The following is an 18,806-nucleotide window of genomic DNA, read 5'->3' as shown; positions in this document are numbered from 1 at the left end:
TGAGCCTGGCGTCTGTCCACGTCCGTGGCACACACCAGCAAGGGGGGCTCATGAGACGCAGAGCGAGAGCGATCCTCGCCGCTGCATCACTCCTGACGGCAGGCCTGGTGGCGGCGCCCGCCGCCCAGGCCCGGCCGAGCGGAGCGGACGGCGAGGGCATCGTCGTCTGGAACGCCCAGGTCAGCCGCGCACAGCTGCCGCTGCTCCTGGAGGCGGGCGCCGACGCCCAGGAGTTGGGCGCCGGCCTGCCCGCCAAGGGCTCGGCGGGAGTCGAGCTCTACCTCACCAGGTCCCAGGCCGCCGCGCTGCGCGGCAAGGGCGTCGACCTCACCGAGCACAAGGTCTCCGCCCAGGCCCAGAACCGTCTCAAGGCCGCAGGGGACGGGGTGTTCCGCCCGTACAGCGGCACGAACGGGCTGAAGCAGGAAATCCTCGACACCGGCAAGGCCAACCCGTCCCTCACCAAGGTCGAGTCGATCGGCAAGACCGTCGACGGCCAGGACATCCTCGCGCTCAAGCTCACCAAGGGCGCCAACAAGTCCAAGGACGGCTCCAAGCCCGCCACGCTGTACATGTCCAACCAGCACGCCCGGGAGTGGATCACCCCCGAGATGACCCGGCGGCTGATGCACTACTACCTCGACAACTACGGCAAGGACCCGCGGATCACCAAGATCGTGGACTCCACCGAGCTGTGGTTCGTGCTCTCGGCCAACCCGGACGGCTACGACTACACCTTCACCCCCGGCAACCGGCTGTGGCGCAAGAACCTGCGCGACAACAACGGTGACGGCAGGATCACCTCGGTCGACGGCGTCGACCCGAACCGCAACTTCCCCTACAAGTGGGGCTACGACAACGAGGGTTCGTCCGCCGACCCCTCGAACGAGACCTACCGCGGCCCGAGCGCGGGCAGCGAGCCCGAGACCAAGGCGCTCGACTCCTTCGAGAAGCGCGTCCACTTCAACTACGCGATCAACTACCACTCCGCGGCCGAGCTCCTGCTGTACGGGGTGGGCTGGCAGGTCGCCACGCCCACCCCCGACGACGTCATCTACAAGTCGCTGGCGGGCACCCCCGACAAGCCGGCCATCCCCGGTTACCTCTCGGAGGTCTCCTCCGCGCTCTACACCACCAACGGCGAGGCCGACGGCCACGCGGCGAACGTCAACGGCACGATGATGTTCACCCCCGAGATGTCGACCTGCACCACGGCCTCGAACGCGGACCCCGACGACGAGTGGAACGCGGCCGACTGCCCCTCCGACTTCACCTTCCCCGACAGCGAGAAGCTGATCCAGGCCGAGTTCGAGAAGAACATCCCCTTCGCGCTCTCGGTCGCCGAGACCTCGGCCCACCCCGACCGGCCCTCCTCGTCGGTCGGCATCGAGGCCCCCGACTTCACGCCGGACACCTTCGCCACCTCCTACACGCGCGACGACGACCAGGAAGTCGCCGTCACCGTACGCAAGTCGGTGCGCGACAAGACCCTCAACTACCGCATCAACGGCGGACGCAGGCAGACCGAGGAGCTGGCACCCTGGAAGGGCGGTGACGTCTTCGGCGGCGAGGACAACATCCGCTTCGACCAGTACCGCGCCAAGGTCGAGGGCGCCGACGCCGGCGACAAGGTCGAGGTCTGGTTCACCGGCAGGACCGCCGCGGGGCAGAAGACGTCCAGCACCCCGTTCACGTACACCGTCGCCGACCGGCCCAAGGGCGACACCCTGGTCATCGCCGACGAGGGCGGCACCGCGCCGGCCAAGAACGTCGCGCTCTACACCAGGGCGCTCGCCGACAACGGCAAGAAGGCGGCGGTCTGGGACGTGGCGACCCAGGGCGCCCCGAGCGCGCTCGGTGTGCTCAGCCACTTCACCGACGTCCTCTGGTACACCGGCGGCGACCCGTCGAGAGCGCCGTCGGCCGCCACCACGTTCGCCGTACGCGACTTCGTCAACGAGGGGGGCAAGCTGATCAACGCCGGTGAACAGGCCGGCGGCAGCGTCGACCTCGGCGGCGGCGCCCTGTCCGACGACTTCTCGCAGTACTACCTCGGTGCCTACAACAAGGCCGGGCTCAAAGCGCCGCCCGCCTTCGCCGGGGCCGGGAAGCTCACCGGCGCCAAGGCCCCGCTGGGCGCCGCGCCCGGCAGCCCGCTGACCGCGGCCGGCACCTACACCGTCACGTCCGACACCCTCAAGCCGCAGCAGTTCCCGCAGTTCGCGAGCGCGCCCGCCGGCGACTACCCCGGAGTGCGCACACCCTTCGAGCCCGCCGAGGGCTCCTGGTTCGCCGCGGCGAAGCACCGCGACGACGCGTACATGCGGCTCGCCCGCACCGTCGACCTGACCGGGACGACGGCCGCGCAGAAGCCGGGCCTGGACTTCCGGCTCAGCTACGACACCGAGCCGGGCTACGACCAGGTGATCGTCGAGGCGCATACGGTGGGCCACGACGACTGGACGACGCTGCCCGACCTCAACGGCGCCAGCACCACCAGCGTGCCAAGCCAGTGCGAACAGGGCTTCCTGCTCAAGGAGCACCCGTTCCTGGCGCACTACCTCTCGGCCGGCTCGACCGCCTGCACGGCATCCGGCACCAGCGGCGCCTGGAACCGCTTCACCGGCTCCTCCAACGGCTGGCAGCAGGTCTCCGTCGACCTGGGCGCCTACGCGGGCAAGCAGGTGGAGATCGCCGTCGCCTATGTGTCCGACCCCGGCACCGGAGGGCTCGGCGCCTTCGTCGACGACACCCGGCTGGTCGTGGGGGGCGCCGCATCGCAGGCGGAGGGCTTCGAGACCTCGCTCGGACCCTGGAGCGTGCCCGGGCCGCCGGCCGGCAGTCCCGGCAACAGCGGCGACTGGGCCCGTTCCCAGGCGCTCTTCCACTCCTCGGCCGCCGTCACCACCCGAGACACCGTCCTGCTCGGTTTCGGCCTGGAGAACGTCACATCGGCCGCCGACCGCACCCAGGTCGTCGCGAAAGCACTCAGCGCACTGCACCGCTGACACCGAGTAGTAATCGCAGGCTTCGGAGGCCCGTATCGTCGACGGATACGGGCCTCCGGGCCGGTCCGGGCGTGATTTCGGAACCATACGGGCGCTCTGATGTCACTTCGCGGGCGCTGGGGAGGTAGGGTCGTAAGCGGTCGGGGACATCCCATACAACTCGCCGGCGTCGAGTACCCGGCGTACCTAACGAGGAGATCGGTTCGTGACGATCCGCGTAGGCATCAACGGCTTTGGCCGCATCGGGCGCAACTACTTCCGCGCGCTCCTTGAGCAGGGTGCGGACATCGAGATCGTGGCTGTCAACGACCTGGGTGACACTGCGACCACCGCCCACCTGCTGAAGTACGACACCATCCTGGGTCGCCTCAAGGCCGAGGTCACCCACACCGCCGACACCATCACGGTCGACGGCCACACCATCAAGGTGCTCTCCGAGCGCAACCCGGCGGACATCCCCTGGGGCCGGCTGGGCGTCGACATCGTCATCGAGTCGACCGGCATCTTCACCAAGAAGGCCGACGCCGAGAAGCACATCGCGGGCGGCGCGAAGAAGGTCCTCATCTCGGCTCCGGCCAAGGACGAGGACATCACCATCGTGATGGGCGTCAACCAGGACAAGTACGAGGCGGCCAACCACCACGTCATCTCCAACGCCTCCTGCACCACCAACTGTGTGGCGCCGATGGCCAAGGTCCTCGACGAGAACTTCGGCATCGTCAAGGGTCTGATGACGACGGTCCACGCGTACACCAACGACCAGCGCATCCTGGACTTCCCGCACTCGGACCTGCGCCGCGCCCGCGCCGCAGCCGAGAACATCATTCCGACCACGACCGGTGCCGCCAAGGCCACCGCCCTGGTCCTGCCGCAGCTCAAGGGCAAGCTCGACGGCATCGCGATGCGCGTGCCGGTCCCGACCGGTTCGGCCACCGACCTGGTCGTCGAGCTGCAGCGCGAGGTCACCAAGGACGAGGTCAACGCCGCGTTCAAGAAGGCCGCCGGCGACGGCGACCTGAAGAACATCCTTTACTACACCGAGGACCCGATCGTGTCCTCGGACATCGTGGGCGACCCGGCCTCCTGCACCTTCGACTCCTCCCTGACCATGGTCCAGGAGGGCAAGACGGTGAAGATCCTCGGCTGGTACGACAACGAGTGGGGCTACTCCAACCGCCTCGTCGACCTGACCGTCTTCGTCGGCGGCCAGCTCTGACCTGGTCCGGCAGGCACCTGATGTGAGCTACAGGGCTCGGCAGCGCGATGATGCGCTGTACGGGCCCTGTCGCCTGTCCTGACCGCCCTTCCGTACCTCCCAAGGAGAGCCACCCGTAATGAAGACGATCGACGAACTTCTCGCCGAAGGGGTCGCGGGCAAGCGGGTATTCGTCCGCGCCGACCTCAATGTGCCGCTGGACGGCGCCGCCATCACCGACGACGGCCGCATCCGCGCGGTGCTGCCCACCGTCAAGGCGCTCGTCGCCGCCGACGCCAAGGTCGTCGTGGCCTCGCATCTGGGCCGCCCCAAGGGCGCCCCGGACCCGCAGTTCTCGCTGCGGCCCGCCTCCGAGCGGCTCGCCGAACTCCTCGGCGCCCCGGTCGCGTTCGCCGAGGACACCGTGGGCCCCGCCGCCCACGACGTGGTGAACGGCCTCGAACCCGGCCAGGTCGCCGTCATCGAGAACCTGCGGTTCAACGCGGGGGAGACGGCCAAGGACGACGCCGAGCGCGCCGCCTTCGCCGACCGGCTCGCCGCCCTCGCCGATGTCTACGTCGGCGACGGCTTCGGCGCCGTGCACCGCAAGCACGCCTCCGTCTTCGACCTCCCGGCGCGCCTTCCGCACTACGCGGGCTACCTCATCGCCACCGAGGTCGGCGTCCTCAAGAAGCTGACCGAGGACGTCAAGCGCCCCTACACCGTCGTGCTCGGCGGCGCCAAGGTCTCCGACAAGCTCGCCGTCATCGACGAACTGCTCGGCAAGGCCGACCGGCTCCTCATCGGCGGCGGCATGGCGTACACCTTCCTCAAGGCCAAGGGGTACGAGGTCGGCATCTCCCTGCTCCAGGAGGACCAGATCCCGGTCGTCACGGAGTACATGGAGCGCGCCGAGAAGAGCGGCGTCGAGCTGGTGCTGCCGGTCGACGTGCTGGTCTCCAAGGACTTCCCGGACCTGAAGACCAAGGCTCCGGCCACCTTCCGGACCGTCGACGCGGACCGGATCCCCGCGGACGAGGAGGGCCTGGACATCGGCCCCAAGTCCCGTGAACTGTTCGCTTCCAAGATCACCGACGCCGAGACCGTCTTCTGGAACGGCCCCGTCGGCGTCGCCGAGCATCCCGACTACGCCGGCGGCACCACCGCCGTCGCGCAGGCCCTGCTCGACAGCAAGGGCTTCACCGTGGTCGGCGGTGGCGACTCCGCCGCCGCCGTCCGTAACCTGGGCTTCGACGAGACGAAGTTCGGCCACATCTCGACCGGTGGCGGCGCCAGCCTCGAATACCTCGAAGGCAAGGCGCTTCCCGGCCTCGCCGCACTGGAGGACTGAACACCCGTGAGCACCCGCACCCCGCTGATGGCGGGCAACTGGAAGATGAACCTCAACCACCTTGAGGCCATCGCGCACGTCCAGAAGCTCGCCTTCGCGCTCGCCGACAAGGACTACGACGCCGTCGAGGTCGCGGTCCTGCCGCCCTTCGTCGACCTGCGCTCCGTGCAGACCCTCGTCGACGGAGACAAGCTCAAGATCAAGTACGGCGCCCAGGACATCTCGGCGCACGACTCCGGTGCCTACACCGGTGAGATCTCGGGATCGATGCTGGCCAAGCTGAAGTGCGCCTACGTCGCCGTGGGCCACTCCGAGCGCCGTCAGTACCACGCCGAGAGCGACGACATCTGCAACGCCAAGGTGAAGGCGGCCTACCAGCACGGCCTGACCCCGATCCTCTGCGTCGGCGAAGGCCTGGACATCCGCAAGGCCGGACAGCAGGTCCCGTACACGCTGGCCCAGCTCGACGGCGGCCTCAAGGACGTCCCGGCCGAGCAGGCCGAGTCCATCGTGATCGCGTACGAGCCGGTCTGGGCGATCGGCACCGGCGAGGTCGCCACCCCCGAGGACGCCCAGGAAGTGTGCGGAGCGATCCGCGCGCGCCTGGCCGAGCTGTACTCGCAGGAGCTCGCCGACAAGGTGCGCATCCAGTACGGCGGCTCGGTGAAGTCCGGGAACGTGGCCGCGATCATGGCCCAGCCCGACGTCGACGGCGCCCTGGTCGGCGGCGCGGCACTGGACGCCGACGAGTTCGTCAAGATCGTCCGCTTCCGCGACCAGTAAGTATGCGGTAGCGCGGATCCGTCGTACCCTTGCGGGGGCCGGGACTGGGATTGTGGAATGTCCCCCCGGCCCCCGTCGCCATATCAGTCCTAGGAAGTTGGTCCAGCCGTGATTGTCGGGTTCTCGATTGCCCTGATCGTCTTCAGCCTGCTGCTGATGCTGCTGGTGCTGATGCACAAGGGAAAGGGCGGCGGCCTTTCCGACATGTTCGGCGGTGGCATGCAGTCCTCCGTCGGTGGCTCCTCGGTCGCCGAACGCAACCTCGATCGCATCACGATCATGATCGCTGTGTTGTGGTTCGCGTGCATTGTCGTACTTGGTCTGCTGATGAAGCTCAAGTAAGCCGCTGTCGTTCGGCGTTTCGGGGGTGGGGTGTAACTCCAATCGCTGGACGCGCGTTGGGCCTTACGTAGACTGGGGCATCTTCGAGCACCATCACGCAGGGAGTTACGACCGTGGCAAGTGGCAACGCGATCCGGGGAAGCCGGGTCGGAGCGGGGCCGATGGGGGAGGCCGAGCGGGGCGAGTCAGCACCGCGCCTCCGCATCTCCTTCTGGTGCTCGAACGGGCACGAGACGCAGCCGAGCTTCGCCAGTGACGCACAGGTTCCGGACACGTGGGACTGCCCGCGCTGCGGATTCCCCGCAGGACAGGACCGGGACAACCCGCCGGACCCGCCACGCACCGAGCCGTACAAGACGCACCTCGCGTACGTACGGGAGCGGCGCACCGACGCGGACGGGGAGGCGATCCTCGCCGAAGCACTCGCCAAGCTCCGGGGCGAGATCTGACAGTTGAAGGGCCCACTGGGTGAACTCGGTTCATTCGCGGGGCCCTTCCGTGCATCCGGGCACTCCCGGCGTGCACAACCCCACCCCGAGGGGTGAACGCGCAGGTCACGGACGATTGTCAGTGGTGCCCCCTACGGTGTGAAGCAGTCGATCACCAGGGGGAGTTGTGGCAGCTGTGCAGGCCCTTGAGGGCGCGCCGCCGACGCGGCCCGCCTGGCGCGGCGGGTTCGGAAGGCTGTGGACGGCAGCGGTTGTCAGCCGTTTCGGTGATGCGCTGCGCACCGCCGCGCTGCCTCTGCTCGCCACCACCCTCACCTGCGACCCCTTTCTCATCGCGCTCGTCACCGCCTGCGGCTATGTGCCGTGGCTGCTGTTCGGGCTGCTCGGCGGCGCGATCGCCGACCGGGTGGACCAGCGCCGCGCCATGGGGGCCGTGGACCTGCTGCGCGGCGCCCTCGTCGCCGCCTTCGCCCTGGCCGTCGCCGCCGGCCACGCCTCGATGGTCCTGCTGATGGTGCTCGCCTTCGCACTGACCACCCTCGGGACCCTCTTCGACAACGCGGCCACCGCCCTGCTGCCCTCGCTCGTGCCCGCCGACGCATTGGGCAGCGCCAACGCCCGGGTGATGACCGGGCAGCAGATAGCGGGGAGCTTCCTGGCGGCCCCGCTGGTGCCGGTGCTGCTCGCCGTGTCGATCGCCGCGCCCTACGGAGTGGACGCGGCCAGTTACGTACTCGCCGCGGCCCTCGTGGCCTCGCTGCGGCCCGCGGCCCCGGAGCGGGCGGCCAGAAAACCCGGATCCACCCTGCGGGCCGAGACGGCCGAGGGACTGCGCACGCTGTGGTCCGACCGGGCGCTGCGCGGGCTGTGCGTGGCCACCACCGTCTGCAACATCGGCATGGGCGCCCTCATCGCCACCCTCGTCCTGCACATCACCGGCTGGCTGGCCGCCGGACAGGGCGGCTACGCCGCGACCATCACGGCGTACGGAGCCGGCAGCGTGGCCGGCGGGCTGCTCGCCCAGCGGCTCGCGCGCCGGCTCGGGCGGATACGGAGCGTGCTGCTCGCCGGGATCGTCCAGACGGGCTGTCTCGCGGCGATCGGCACGGTCCGCGCGCTGGGCGTGACGGTCGCGGCCATGGGCCTGTTCGGCCTCATGGGGATGGTGTGGAACGTCAACCTGACGACGCTCATGCAGAAGCGCGCACCGGCGGCGATGCTGGGGCGGGTGAGCGCTGCGTTTCGGACGCTGGCCGTGGCGGGCGCGCCGCTGGGCGCCCTCGCGGGCGGCGCGGCGGCGGCGTCCTGGGGCCTCAACACCCCGGCCCTGCTGGCTTCCGGCTTGTTCGTCGCCGCCGTCACCGCGCTGATTCCTGCCCGCGCCGCCTGATCAATTAGGTTGGAGGGGCAGCGGGGCAAGGTACGCAAGTACGAGAAGAAGTGGGCTGATGCCGCAAATGAACGCAGGAAGCCGTACCAGGCTCAACCAGATGCCCGAGTGGACCGCGCTGGGCAAGCACCGGGAGCAGATGGGCGACACCCATCTGCGTGAGCTGTTCGCCGCCGAACCCGGCCGCGGCACCGCATACACCCTGCGGGTCGGCGATCTCCATCTCGACTACTCCAAGCACCTGGTGACCGACGAGACCCTGGCGCTGCTGCGCGAGCTGGCCTCGGCCACCGACGTCGCGGGGCTGCGGGACGCCATGTTCCGCGGCGAGAAGATCAACACCACCGAGGACCGCGCGGTCCTGCACACCGCGCTGCGCGCCCCCAGGGACGCGGTGATCGAGGTCGACGGCGAGAACGTGGTGCCGGGCGTCCACGAGGTGCTCGCCAAGATGGCCGCCTTCTCCGACAAGATCCGCTCGGGCCGGTGGACCGGGCACACGGGCAAGCCCATCAAGAACGTCGTCAACATCGGCATCGGCGGCTCCGACCTCGGTCCTGCGATGGCGTACGAGGCCCTGAAGTCGTTCGCCGACCGGGAGCTGACGGTCCGTTTCGTCTCCAACGTGGACGGCGCCGACCTCCACGAGGCGGTCCGCGACCTGGACGCCGCCGAGACGCTGTTCATCATCGCGTCCAAGACGTTCACCACCATCGAGACCATCACCAACGCCACCTCGGCCCGCGACTGGCTGCTCACCGAGCTGAAGGCCGATCAGGACGCCGTCGCCAGGCACTTCGTGGCCCTGTCGACCAACGCCGAGAAGGTCGCCGACTTCGGCATCGACACGGCCAACATGTTCGGCTTCTGGGACTGGGTCGGCGGCCGTTACTCCTTCGACTCCGCCATCGGCCTCTCGCTGATGATCGCCATCGGCGCGGACCGGTTCCGCGAGATGCTGGACGGCTTCCACCTGGTCGACGAGCACTTCCGCACCGCGCCCGCCGAGTCCAACGTGCCGTTGCTCATGGGCCTGTTGGGGGTCTGGTACGGCGCGTTCTTCGACGCCCAGTCGCACGCGGTGCTGCCGTACTCGCACTACCTGTCCAAGTTCACCGCGTACCTCCAGCAGCTGGACATGGAGTCCAACGGCAAGTCGGTGGACCGCGACGGCAACCCGGTCGACTGGCAGACCGGCCCCGTCGTATGGGGCACCCCGGGCACCAACGGGCAGCACGCCTACTACCAGTTGATCCACCAGGGTACGAAGGTCATCCCCGCCGACTTCATCGGTTTCGCCGAGCCGGTGGCCGACCTGCTGCCGGGCCTTGTCGCCCAGCACGACCTGCTGATGGCCAACTTCTTCGCCCAGACGCAGGCGCTCGCCTTCGGCAAGACGCCGGACGAGGTGCGCGCCGAGGGCGTGGCCGAGGACCTGGTGCCGCACAAGACGTTCAAGGGCAACCACCCCACGACCACGATCCTGGCCAAGGAGCTGACCCCCTCGGTCCTGGGCCAGCTGATCGCGCTCTACGAGCACAAGGTGTTCGTGCAGGGCGCCATCTGGAACATCGACTCGTTCGACCAGTGGGGCGTCGAGCTCGGCAAGGTCCTCGCCAAGCGCGTCGAGCCCGCCCTGACCGAGGGCGCCGACGTGCCGGGGCTCGACGGGTCCAGCAAGGCGCTGGTCGCCAAGTACCGCTCGCTGCGCGGCCGTTGAGACTCAGGGGTGCCCGTGCCGTGGGGCGCTTGTGCCCCTGAGGCACCCGTACCGCGAGGCACCCGTACCCCTGAGGCACCCGTACGGCGAGGCACCCGTGCCGCGAGGCACCCGTGCCCTGAAGTACCCGTGCCCTGAAGTACCCGTGCACTGAAGCACGCGCACCCCGAGGTACCCGTACGACGAACGGCCCGGTCCACCTCCGAAGGGGCGGGCCGGGCCGTTCGCGTGGGGCGTCAGGCGGACGCCGGAGGATACAGCGACCTGGGCAGCCGGGACGCGGCCGCCGCGTCCAGGAGCCACAGGGTACGGGCGCGGCCGTAGGCGCCCGCGGCCGGAGCCTGCACCTCGCCCGCGCCCGACAGGGCGATCTCGGCCGCGCGCGCCTTGTCCTCGCCCGCCGCGAGCAGCCACACCTCACGGGCCGCCCGGATCGCCGGAAGGGTGAGGGAGATGCGGGTGGGCGGCGGCTTGGGAGCGCCGTGCACCCCCACCACCGTCCGCTCGGTCTCCCGCACCGCGGGCAGCTCCGGGAAGAGCGAGGCCACATGGGTGTCGGGCCCGACACCCAGCATCAGCACGTCGAACGTCGGCACCGGACCGTGGTCCTCGGGCCCGGCCGCCGCCGCGAGCTCCGCCGCGTAGGCCGCGGCCGCCGCGTCCGCGTCCTTGCCGTACACCCCGCCCGACGCGGGCATCGCGTGCACCCGCTTCGGGTCGAGCGGCACCGCGTCGAGCAGCGCCTCGCGCGCCTGCGTGTAGTTGCGCTCGGGGTCGCCCTCGGGCACGAACCGCTCGTCGCCCCACCACAGATCGAGCCGCGACCAGTCGATCGCGTCCCGGGCCGGCGAGGAGGCGAGGGCCGCGAGGAGCCCGTTGCCGTTGCGGCCGCCCGTGAGGACCACGGACGCCGAGCCGCGAGCGGCCTGGGCGTCCACGATCTTCGTGATGAGGCGGGCCGCCGCGGCCTGGGCCATCAGTTCCTTGTCGCGGTGGACGACGAGCTGCGGCGTGCTCACTTGGCCGCGGCCTTCTTGGCCGGAGCCGCCTTCTTCGCGGCAGCCGGCTTGGCCTGGGCCTCGTCGGCGTCGTCCTTGCCTTCGGCGCCGCCGGAGGTCTCCTTGCCGGCCGACGCGGACTTCTCCTCGACGCCCACGCCGAGCTTGTCGACTCCGTACCTCAGCGCGGAGGCATAGGTGTCGTCCGGGTCGAGACGGCGCAGCTCCTCCGCGATGAGCTCGGAGGTCTCACGGCGCTTGAGGGCGACCGCGCGGTCCGGCTGGCCCCGCATGGACAGCGTGGCGAGCGAACCGTCCGCCCGGTCGAGGACGATCTGGCCGCCGTCCGTCTCCAGCCGTACGGCGGTCAGGCCCGGGCCCTGCGACAAGGAGCGCTTGACCGGCACGTCGAGGCGGTCGGCGAGCCACATACCGAGCAGTTCGCAGCTCGGGTTGAACTCCTCGCCCTCCACCTCGGCGCCGGTGACCCTGCAGGCCACCTGGTCGAGGGCCGCGGCCAGCATCGAGCGCCACGGCGTGATGCGGGTCCACGACAGGTCGGTGTCGCCGGGGGTGTAGGCCTCGGCGCGGGCGGTCAGCTCCTGGACGGGGTGCTCGGCGGTGTAGGTGTCGGTCACCCGGCGCTGGGCCAGCGCGCCCAGGGGGTCCTGGGCCGGGTCGGTCGGCGCGTTCACCGGCCACCAGACGACGACCGGCGCGTCCGGCAGGAGCAGCGGCAGGACCACCGACTGGGCGTGGTTGAGCACTTCGCCGTACATCCGCAGCATCACCGTCTCACCGGTGCCCGCGTCCGCGCCGACCCGTACCTCGGCGTCGAGGCGGGAGCCGGTGCGGTCGCGGGGCGAACGCGAGACGCGCTTGATGACGACGAGCGTGCGCGAGGGGTGCTCGCGCGAGGCGTCGCTCGCCGCGCGCAGGGCGTCGTAGGCGTTCTCCTCGTCGGTGACGATGACGAGCGTGAGCACCATGCCGACCGCGGGGGTGCCCACGGCCCTGCGACCCTGCACGAGCGCCTTGTTGATCTTGCTGGACGTGGTGTCCGTAAGGTCGATCTTCATGGCCGACGCCAGCTCCGTCCGTCTCGTGCGAGCATTTCGTCCGCCTCGGCGGGACCCCAGGTCCCCGAGGCGTACTGGGCGGGCTTGCCGTGGGCGTCCCAGTACTGCTCGATCGGGTCGAGGATCTTCCAGGACAGCTCGACCTCCTCCACGCGCGGGAAGAGGTTGGAGTCGCCCAGCAGGACGTCCAGGATGAGGCGTTCGTAGGCCTCCGGGCTGGACTCCGTGAACGACTCGCCGTACGCGAAGTCCATCGAGACGTCCCGGACCTCCATGGAGGTGCCCGGCACCTTGGAGCCGAAGCGCACGGTCACACCCTCGTCCGGCTGCACCCGGATGACCAGGGCGTTCTGGCCCAGCTCCTCCGTCGCGGTGTGGTCGAAGGGGGAGTGCGGGGCGCGCTGGAAGACCACCGCGATCTCGGTGACGCGCCGGCCGAGGCGCTTGCCGGTGCGCAGGTAGAACGGGACGCCCGCCCAGCGGCGGTTGTCGATCTCCAGCTTGACCGCGGCGTAGGTGTCGGTCTTCGACTTGGGGTCGATGCCGTCTTCCTGGAGGTAGCCGACGGCCTTCTCGCCGCCCTGCCACCCGGCCGCGTACTGGGCCCGCACGGTGTTCTCGCCGAGGTCCTTGGGCAGCCGGACCGCGCCGAGCACCTTGGTCTTCTCCGCCGCCAGCGCATCCGCGTCGAAGGAGGCGGGCTCCTCCATCGCGGTCAGCGCGAGCAGCTGGAGCAGGTGGTTCTGGATGACGTCACGGGCCGCGCCGATGCCGTCGTAGTAACCGGCCCGGCCGCCGATGCCGATGTCCTCGGCCATCGTGATCTGCACGTGGTCGACGTACGAGCGGTTCCACAGCGGCTCGAACATGGTGTTCGCGAACCGCAGGGCCAGGATGTTCTGAACGGTCTCCTTGCCCAGGTAGTGGTCGATCCGGAAGACCTCGTCGGGCGGGAAGACCTCGTGCACGACCTGGTTCAGCTCCTCGGCGGAGACCAGGTCGTGGCCGAACGGCTTCTCGATGACCGCACGGCGCCAGGCGCCGTTCTTCTGGTCGGCGAGGCCGTGCTTCTTGAGCTGCTGGACGACCTTGGGGAAGAACTTCGGCGGCACCGAGAGGTAGAAGGCGAAGTTGCCGCCCGTGCCCTGTGCCTTGTCGAGTTCTTCGATGGTCGACTTCAGCGTCTCGAACGCCTCGTCGTCGTCGAAGTCGCCCTGGACGAAGCGCATCCCCTGGATGAGCTGCTGCCAGACCTCCTCGCGGAACGGCGTACGGGCGTGCGCCTTGACCGCGTCGTGGACCTCCTGCGCGAAGTCCTCGTCCTGCCACTCGCGGCGGGCGAAACCGATGAGGGAAAAGCCCGGCGGAAGCAGACCCCGGTTGGCGAGGTCGTACACGGCGGGCATCAACTTTTTACGGGACAAATCGCCCGTGACGCCAAAGATCACCAGGCCCGACGGCCCCGCGATGCGCGGGAGCCGTCGGTCTGCGGCGTCACGAAGCGGATTCGCTTGGCGAATCGCGGTCAAGATTTACGCCTCCGAGGGTGCGAGGCGCTTGAGCTCCGCCTCGGTGGACTTGAGCAGGTCGTTCCAGGCGCCCTCGAACTTCTCGACGCCCTCGTCCTCCAGGAGCTGCACGACCTCGTCGTAGGAGATCCCCAGCTTTTCGAGCGCATCGAGCTCGGCACGCGCCTGCTCGTAGGTGCCGGTCACCGTGTCGCCGGTGATCTGCCCGTGGTCGGCGGTCGCCTCAAGGGTGGCCTCCGGCATGGTGTTCACCGTGTTCGGGGCGACCAGGTCGTCCACGTACAGGGTGTCCTTGTACGCCTTGTCCTTGACGCCGGTCGAGGCCCACAGCGGGCGCTGCTTGTTGGCGTGCGCCTTGTCGAGGGCGGCCCAGCGGTCCGAGGAGAAGACTTCCTCGTACGCCTGGTAGGCGAGCCGCGCGTTGGCCAGACCCGCCTTGCCGCGGGCGGCCTTCGCCTCGTCGGTGCCCAGCGCGTCGATCCGCTTGTCGATCTCGGTGTCCACGCGGGACACGAAGAAGGACGCCACGGAGTGGATCTTCGACAGGTCCAGGCCGCGCTCCTTGGCCTTCTCCAGGCCGGAGAGGTAGGCGTCCATGACCTTGCGGTAGCGCTCCAGCGAGAAGATCAGCGTGACGTTGACGCTGATGCCGAGACCGATGGTCTCGGCGATCGCCGGCAGACCCGCCTCGGTGGCCGGGATCTTGATGAGCGTGTTCGGCCGGTCGACCAGCCACGCCAGCTGCTTGGCCTCGGCGACCGTGGCCCGGGTGTTGTGCGCCAGGCGCGGGTCGACCTCGATGGAGACCCGGCCGTCCTGGCCCTCGGTGGCGTCGAAGACCGGGCGCAGGATGTCGGCGGCGTCCCTCACGTCAGCCGTCGTGATCATGCGGATGGCTTCTTCGACGGTGACCTTGCGGGCCGCGAGGTCGGTCAGCTGGGTGTCGTAGCCGTCACCCTGGCTGATCGCCTTCTGGAAGATCGACGGGTTGGTCGTGACGCCCACCACGTGCGACTGGTCCATCAGCTCGGCCAGGTTGCCGGACGTGATGCGCTTGCGCGACAGGTCGTCGAGCCAGATCGCGACGCCTTCGTCGGAGAGGCGCTTGAGTGCGTCTGTCATGAGAAATGCATCTCCTACTAGTTCGTATACCGGCGTCAGCGCGCGGCGGCTTCCAGAGATTCCCGGGCGGCGGCGGCCACATGGTCGGCGGTGAAGCCGAACTCCTTGAACAGGACCTTGGCGTCCGCGGAAGCGCCGAAGTGCTCCAGCGAGACGATGCGGCCCGCGTCACCCACGTAGCGGTGCCAGGTCAGACCGATGCCGGCCTCGACCGCGACCCTCGCCCTGACCGACGGGGGCAGCACGCTGTCCTTGTAGGCCTGGTCCTGCTCCTCGAACCACTCCACGCACGGCATGGAGACCACACGGGTCGGGATGCCGGCGGCCTGAAGCTGCTCGCGGGCGCCGACGGCGAGCTGAACCTCGGAGCCGGTGCCGATGAGCACGACCTGCGCCTCTGTGCTCTGCCCAGAGGGCCCTTCGGCGTCGAGCAGCACGTAACCGCCCTTGGTGACGCCCTCGTTGACCTCGTAGGTCGGCACACCCTGGCGGGTCAGCACGAGGCCGTGCGGGGCCCCCTTGCCGAACTCCTTGGTGTAGCGCTTGAGGATCTCGCGCCAGGCGATGGCGGTCTCGTTCGCGTCCGCTGGGCGGACCACGTTGAGGCCGGGGATCGCGCGCAGCGAGGCCAGGTGCTCGACCGGCTGGTGCGTCGGGCCGTCCTCGCCGAGGCCGATCGAATCGTGCGTCCACACGTACGTCACCGGCAGGTGCATCAGCGCGGACAGGCGCACGGCGTTGCGCATGTAGTCGGAGAACACCAGGAAGGTGCCGCCGTAGATGCGGGTGTGGCCGTGCAGCGCGATGCCGTTCATCTCCGCGGCCATGGAGTGCTCGCGGATGCCGAAGTGCACGGTGCGGCCGTACGGGTCGGCCTCGGGCAGCGGGTTGCCGGCCGGCAGGAACGACGACGTCTTGTCGATGGTCGTGTTGTTCGAGCCCGCGAGGTCGGCGGAGCCGCCCCACAGCTCGGGCATGACCGCGCCGAGCGCCTGGAGGACCTTGCCGGACGCGGCGCGGGTCGCGACCGCCTTGCCCGTCTCGAAGACGGGGAGGTGCGACTCCCAGCCCTCGGGCAGCTCGCCCGCGTTGATGCGGTCGAACTCGGCGGCGCGCTCCGGGTTGGCGGTGCGCCAGGCGGCGAACGTCTTCTCCCACTCGGCCTTGGCCTCACGGCCGCGGTCAAGCGCCTCGCGGGTGTGTGCCAGGACCTCGTCGGCGACGCCGAAGGACTTCTCCGGGTCGAAGCCGAGGACGCGCTTGGTGGCGGCCACCTCGTCGTCGCCCAGCGCCGAACCGTGCGCGGCCTCGGTGTTCTGGGCGTGCGGGGCGGGCCAGGCGATGATCGAGCGCATCGCGATGAACGACGGCCGGTCGGTGACCGCCTTCGCCGCCTCGATCGCGTCGTACAGCGCCTCGGGGTCCAGGTCGCCGTCGGGCTTGGGCGCGACACGCTGGACGTGCCAGCCGTACGCCTCGTACCGCTTGGCGGTGTCCTCGGAGACCGCGGTCTCGGTGTCGCCCTCGATCGAGATGTGGTTGTCGTCCCACAGCAGGATCAGGTTGCCGAGCTTTTGGTGGCCGGCCAGCGAGGACGCCTCGGAGGAGATGCCCTCCTGGAGGCAGCCGTCACCGGCGATCGCGAACACGAAGTGGTCGAACGGGGAGGTGCCGGGGGCCGCCTCCGGGTCGAACAGGCCGCGCTCGTAGCGGGCGGCCATCGCCATGCCCACCGCGTTGGCGACGCCCTGGCCCAGCGGGCCCGTCGTCGTCTCGACGCCGGTGGTGTGGCCGTACTCCGGGTGCCCGGGGGTCTTGGAGCCCCAGGTCCGGAAGGCCTTGAGGTCATCCAGCTCCAGGCCGAAACCGGCCAGGTACAGCTGGATGTAGAGAGTCAGGGACGAGTGGCCCGCGGAGAGAACGAAACGGTCGCGTCCGACCCAGTCGGCGTCCGCCGGGTCGTGCCGCATCACCTTCTGGAAGAGGGTGTACGCGGCCGGGGACAGGCTCATCGCCGTACCTGGATGGCCGTTGCCGACCTTCTGTACGGCATCCGCGGCCAGTACGCGGCCGGTGTCTACGGCCCGCTGGTCCAGCTCGGTCCACTGGAGGTCTGTGGTGGTCGGCTTGGTGCTCACCCTGAGTCAGGGCTCCTCTCCACATGTCGTATCCCGGTGACTGAGGGCGCACCGGGCGTTGTCGAGCCTACCCCCGCAGGAACACTCATCTTTTCGACCGACTGCACGGTGAGACGGCCAGCTCCAGGGTGCGGGGGAGCGGCGAAATCCGCCTCCCGGCGAACCGTCCCCAACACGAGGCCACCCCCGGGGATGGCGGCGTATGGGCAACGTCTACAGTGGCGTGGTACGCGCAAGTCTTTACCGGGCCTTCACGTCCGGGAACGACCCGGAACACCGGGGACTTGCTGGGAATTCTCTGTCAGGGGTGTGCGTGACGGCCGTCGAGTCCCGACCCGCAGGGGTCGTCTTGACTCCCAGCCCGGGGGGCCATCGGCCATTCGGGGCCCGCGTCAAGGCCTTTGTGGCGCTGACCAAGCCACGGATCATCGAACTGCTCCTCATCACCACCATTCCGGTGATGTTCCTGGCCGAACAGGGCGTTCCCCCGCTGTGGCTGGTCTTCGTCACCACACTGGGCGGGTACCTCTCAGCGGGCGGCGCAAACGCCCTGAACATGTACATCGACCGCGACATCGACGCGCTGATGGACCGCACCTCGCAGCGTCCGCTGGTGACCGGCATGGTCTCGCCGCGCGAATGCCTGGTCTTCGGCATCTCGCTCGCCGTCATCTCGACGCTGTGGTTCGGCCTGCTGGTCAACTGGCTCTCGGCCGCGCTGTCGCTGGGCGCCCTGCTCTTCTACGTCGTCGTGTACACGATGATCCTCAAGCGCCGGACCTCGCAGAACATCGTGTGGGGCGGCATCGCGGGCTGCCTGCCGGTGCTCATCGGCTGGTCGTCGGTCACCGACTCGATGTCCTGGGCGCCGGTCATCCTGTTCCTCGTGATGTTCTTCTGGACGCCGCCGCACTACTGGCCGCTGTCCATGAAGGTCAAGGAGGACTACGCCCGGGTCGGCGTGCCGATGCTGCCGGTGGTCGCCTCCAACAAGGTCGTGGCCCGCCAGATCGTCCTCTACAGCTGGGTGATGGTCGCCGTCTCGCTGCTGCTGACCCCGCTCGGCTACACGGGCTGGTTCTACACGGCCGTCGCGCTCGTCTCCGGCGGCTGGTGGCTGTGGGAGGCGCACGCGCTCCAGTCCCGCGCCAAGCACGAGGCGACCGGCACCAAGCTCAAGGAGATGCGCCTTTTCCACTGGTCGATCACCTACGTGTCGCTGCTGTTCGTGGCCGTCGCGGTGGACCCGTTCCTGCGCTGACGTCCGGCCTACGCACCAAGAGGGGCCAGTGGCGCAAGCCACTGGCCCCTCTTGTCGCTCCCGGATCTACCCGCTAGTAGCATCGCGGCATGGCAGACACCCAGGTTGACGAGAAGCAGGCCGCCCGGGCCGAACGCCGGGCCGACAAGCTGGCCCGGCAGATCGGTTCCTTCGCCAAGGAGCACGGCGGCGCCGAGGGCCAGGTCGCGTACCTCGGCGAGCGCGGCGCACGCATCGCGCTGGTCGGCGAGGACGGCGCGTGGGGCAATCTGGTGGCCCCGACCCACGCCGTCGCACTGAGCGCCGTGCAGAAGTCGGGCATCACCGTCCACGAGGACTTCGACGGGGAGTTCGCGGCGAAGGTGAAGACCGGCCCGTACGAGTGGTCCCGCATGGCCGGCATCCAGCTCGGCGGTCCGAAGAACAGCTGAGCGGGAGCCG

The 18,806-nt window shown here is 69.5% G+C and carries 15 protein-coding genes; 10 read left to right on the top strand and 5 right to left on the bottom strand.

Features of this window, described 5'->3' with window-relative positions:
- Nucleotides 1-50: 50 nt before the first annotated feature.
- The 8 genes from ACGFW5_RS14290 to pgi all read left to right on the top strand — a co-directional run bounded on the left by ACGFW5_RS14290 (nucleotide 51) and on the right by pgi (nucleotide 10,238).
- The gene (locus tag ACGFW5_RS14290; RefSeq protein ID WP_393834508.1) at nucleotides 51-3,008 is read left to right on the top strand and encodes a M14 family zinc carboxypeptidase; all 2,958 of its coding nucleotides are present in this window, start codon (nucleotides 51-53) and stop codon (nucleotides 3,006-3,008) included.
- A gap of 205 nt (nucleotides 3,009-3,213) precedes the next feature.
- Nucleotides 3,214-4,224 (top strand): type I glyceraldehyde-3-phosphate dehydrogenase, encoded by a 1,011-nt coding sequence (gene gap / locus ACGFW5_RS14285; RefSeq protein WP_393834507.1) that lies wholly within the window; start codon nucleotides 3,214-3,216, stop codon nucleotides 4,222-4,224.
- Between the two features lie 118 nt (nucleotides 4,225-4,342).
- On the top strand, nucleotides 4,343-5,554 hold the full coding sequence (locus ACGFW5_RS14280; RefSeq protein ID WP_393834506.1) for a phosphoglycerate kinase: 1,212 nt from the start codon (nucleotides 4,343-4,345) through the stop codon (nucleotides 5,552-5,554).
- A 6-nt stretch (nucleotides 5,555-5,560) separates the two neighbouring features.
- Nucleotides 5,561-6,337, top strand: coding sequence for a triose-phosphate isomerase (gene tpiA, locus ACGFW5_RS14275; protein ID WP_393834505.1), 777 nt, complete (start codon nucleotides 5,561-5,563; stop codon nucleotides 6,335-6,337).
- A 108-nt stretch (nucleotides 6,338-6,445) separates the two neighbouring features.
- The gene (secG, locus tag ACGFW5_RS14270; protein WP_393834504.1) at nucleotides 6,446-6,679 is read left to right on the top strand and encodes a preprotein translocase subunit SecG; all 234 of its coding nucleotides are present in this window, start codon (nucleotides 6,446-6,448) and stop codon (nucleotides 6,677-6,679) included.
- A gap of 113 nt (nucleotides 6,680-6,792) precedes the next feature.
- Nucleotides 6,793-7,128: an RNA polymerase-binding protein RbpA gene (locus tag ACGFW5_RS14265; RefSeq protein ID WP_267241347.1), complete on the top strand. Its 336-nt coding sequence runs from the start codon at nucleotides 6,793-6,795 to the stop codon at nucleotides 7,126-7,128.
- A gap of 166 nt (nucleotides 7,129-7,294) precedes the next feature.
- A complete protein-coding gene (locus ACGFW5_RS14260) occupies nucleotides 7,295-8,518 on the top strand; it encodes an MFS transporter (RefSeq protein ID WP_393834503.1) in 1,224 nt (407 codons plus the stop codon).
- Nucleotides 8,519-8,585: 67 nt separating this feature from the next.
- Nucleotides 8,586-10,238, top strand: coding sequence for a glucose-6-phosphate isomerase (pgi, locus tag ACGFW5_RS14255; RefSeq protein WP_393834656.1), 1,653 nt, complete (start codon nucleotides 8,586-8,588; stop codon nucleotides 10,236-10,238).
- A gap of 236 nt (nucleotides 10,239-10,474) precedes the next feature.
- Here pgi and pgl read toward each other — a convergent pair whose 3' ends face one another.
- Genes pgl through tkt form a run of 5 tightly spaced genes read right to left on the bottom strand, consistent with a single transcriptional unit; the run spans nucleotide 10,475 to nucleotide 17,104 of the window.
- A complete protein-coding gene (gene pgl / locus ACGFW5_RS14250; protein WP_393834502.1) occupies nucleotides 10,475-11,257 on the bottom strand; it encodes a 6-phosphogluconolactonase in 783 nt (260 codons plus the stop codon).
- Nucleotides 11,254-12,315: a glucose-6-phosphate dehydrogenase assembly protein OpcA gene (opcA, locus tag ACGFW5_RS14245; protein WP_393834501.1), complete on the bottom strand. Its 1,062-nt coding sequence runs from the start codon at nucleotides 12,313-12,315 to the stop codon at nucleotides 11,254-11,256. The genes pgl and opcA overlap by 4 nt, the downstream gene beginning before the upstream one ends.
- On the bottom strand, nucleotides 12,312-13,844 hold the full coding sequence (zwf, locus tag ACGFW5_RS14240) for a glucose-6-phosphate dehydrogenase (protein WP_393834500.1): 1,533 nt from the start codon (nucleotides 13,842-13,844) through the stop codon (nucleotides 12,312-12,314). The genes opcA and zwf overlap by 4 nt, the downstream gene beginning before the upstream one ends.
- A gap of 3 nt (nucleotides 13,845-13,847) precedes the next feature.
- Entirely contained in the window at nucleotides 13,848-14,966 is a 1,119-nt protein-coding gene (gene tal, locus ACGFW5_RS14235; protein ID WP_393834499.1) for a transaldolase, read from the bottom strand.
- A 35-nt stretch (nucleotides 14,967-15,001) separates the two neighbouring features.
- Nucleotides 15,002-17,104 (bottom strand): transketolase, encoded by a 2,103-nt coding sequence (gene tkt, locus ACGFW5_RS14230; RefSeq protein ID WP_393834498.1) that lies wholly within the window; start codon nucleotides 17,102-17,104, stop codon nucleotides 15,002-15,004.
- Between the two features lie 307 nt (nucleotides 17,105-17,411).
- On the opposite strand from tkt, the gene ACGFW5_RS14225 reads away from it, so the two are divergent.
- The gene (locus tag ACGFW5_RS14225; protein WP_393834497.1) at nucleotides 17,412-18,365 is read left to right on the top strand and encodes a heme o synthase; all 954 of its coding nucleotides are present in this window, start codon (nucleotides 17,412-17,414) and stop codon (nucleotides 18,363-18,365) included.
- Nucleotides 18,366-18,454: 89 nt separating this feature from the next.
- Complete coding sequence (locus ACGFW5_RS14220; RefSeq protein WP_393834496.1) at nucleotides 18,455-18,796, top strand: hypothetical protein; 342 nt, start codon at nucleotides 18,455-18,457, stop codon at nucleotides 18,794-18,796.
- The last annotated feature ends 10 nt before the right edge of the window (nucleotides 18,797-18,806 follow it).

It is taken from the genome of Streptomyces sp. NPDC048416, assembly GCF_043200435.1.
Lineage (GTDB): Bacteria > Actinomycetota > Actinomycetes > Streptomycetales > Streptomycetaceae > Streptomyces.
The sequence above is the reverse complement of the archived record's forward strand: the minus strand, read 5'-3'. Positions and strand labels throughout refer to the sequence as shown.

Bases quoted from the DNA above. Each gene is read 5' to 3' on its own strand.
- ACGFW5_RS14290 (WP_393834508.1), top strand. From the start codon at position 51: ATGAGACGCAGAGCGAGAGCGATCCTCGCCGCTGCATCACTCCTGACG.
- ACGFW5_RS14280 (WP_393834506.1), top strand. From the start codon at position 4,343: ATGAAGACGATCGACGAACTTCTCGCCGAAGGGGTCGCGGGCAAGCGG.
- pgi (WP_393834656.1), top strand. From the start codon at position 8,586: ATGAACGCAGGAAGCCGTACCAGGCTCAACCAGATGCCCGAGTGGACC.
- opcA (WP_393834501.1), bottom strand. From the start codon at position 12,315: ATGAAGATCGACCTTACGGACACCACGTCCAGCAAGATCAACAAGGCG.
- tal (WP_393834499.1), bottom strand. From the start codon at position 14,966: ATGACAGACGCACTCAAGCGCCTCTCCGACGAAGGCGTCGCGATCTGG.
- ACGFW5_RS14220 (WP_393834496.1), top strand. From the start codon at position 18,455: ATGGCAGACACCCAGGTTGACGAGAAGCAGGCCGCCCGGGCCGAACGC.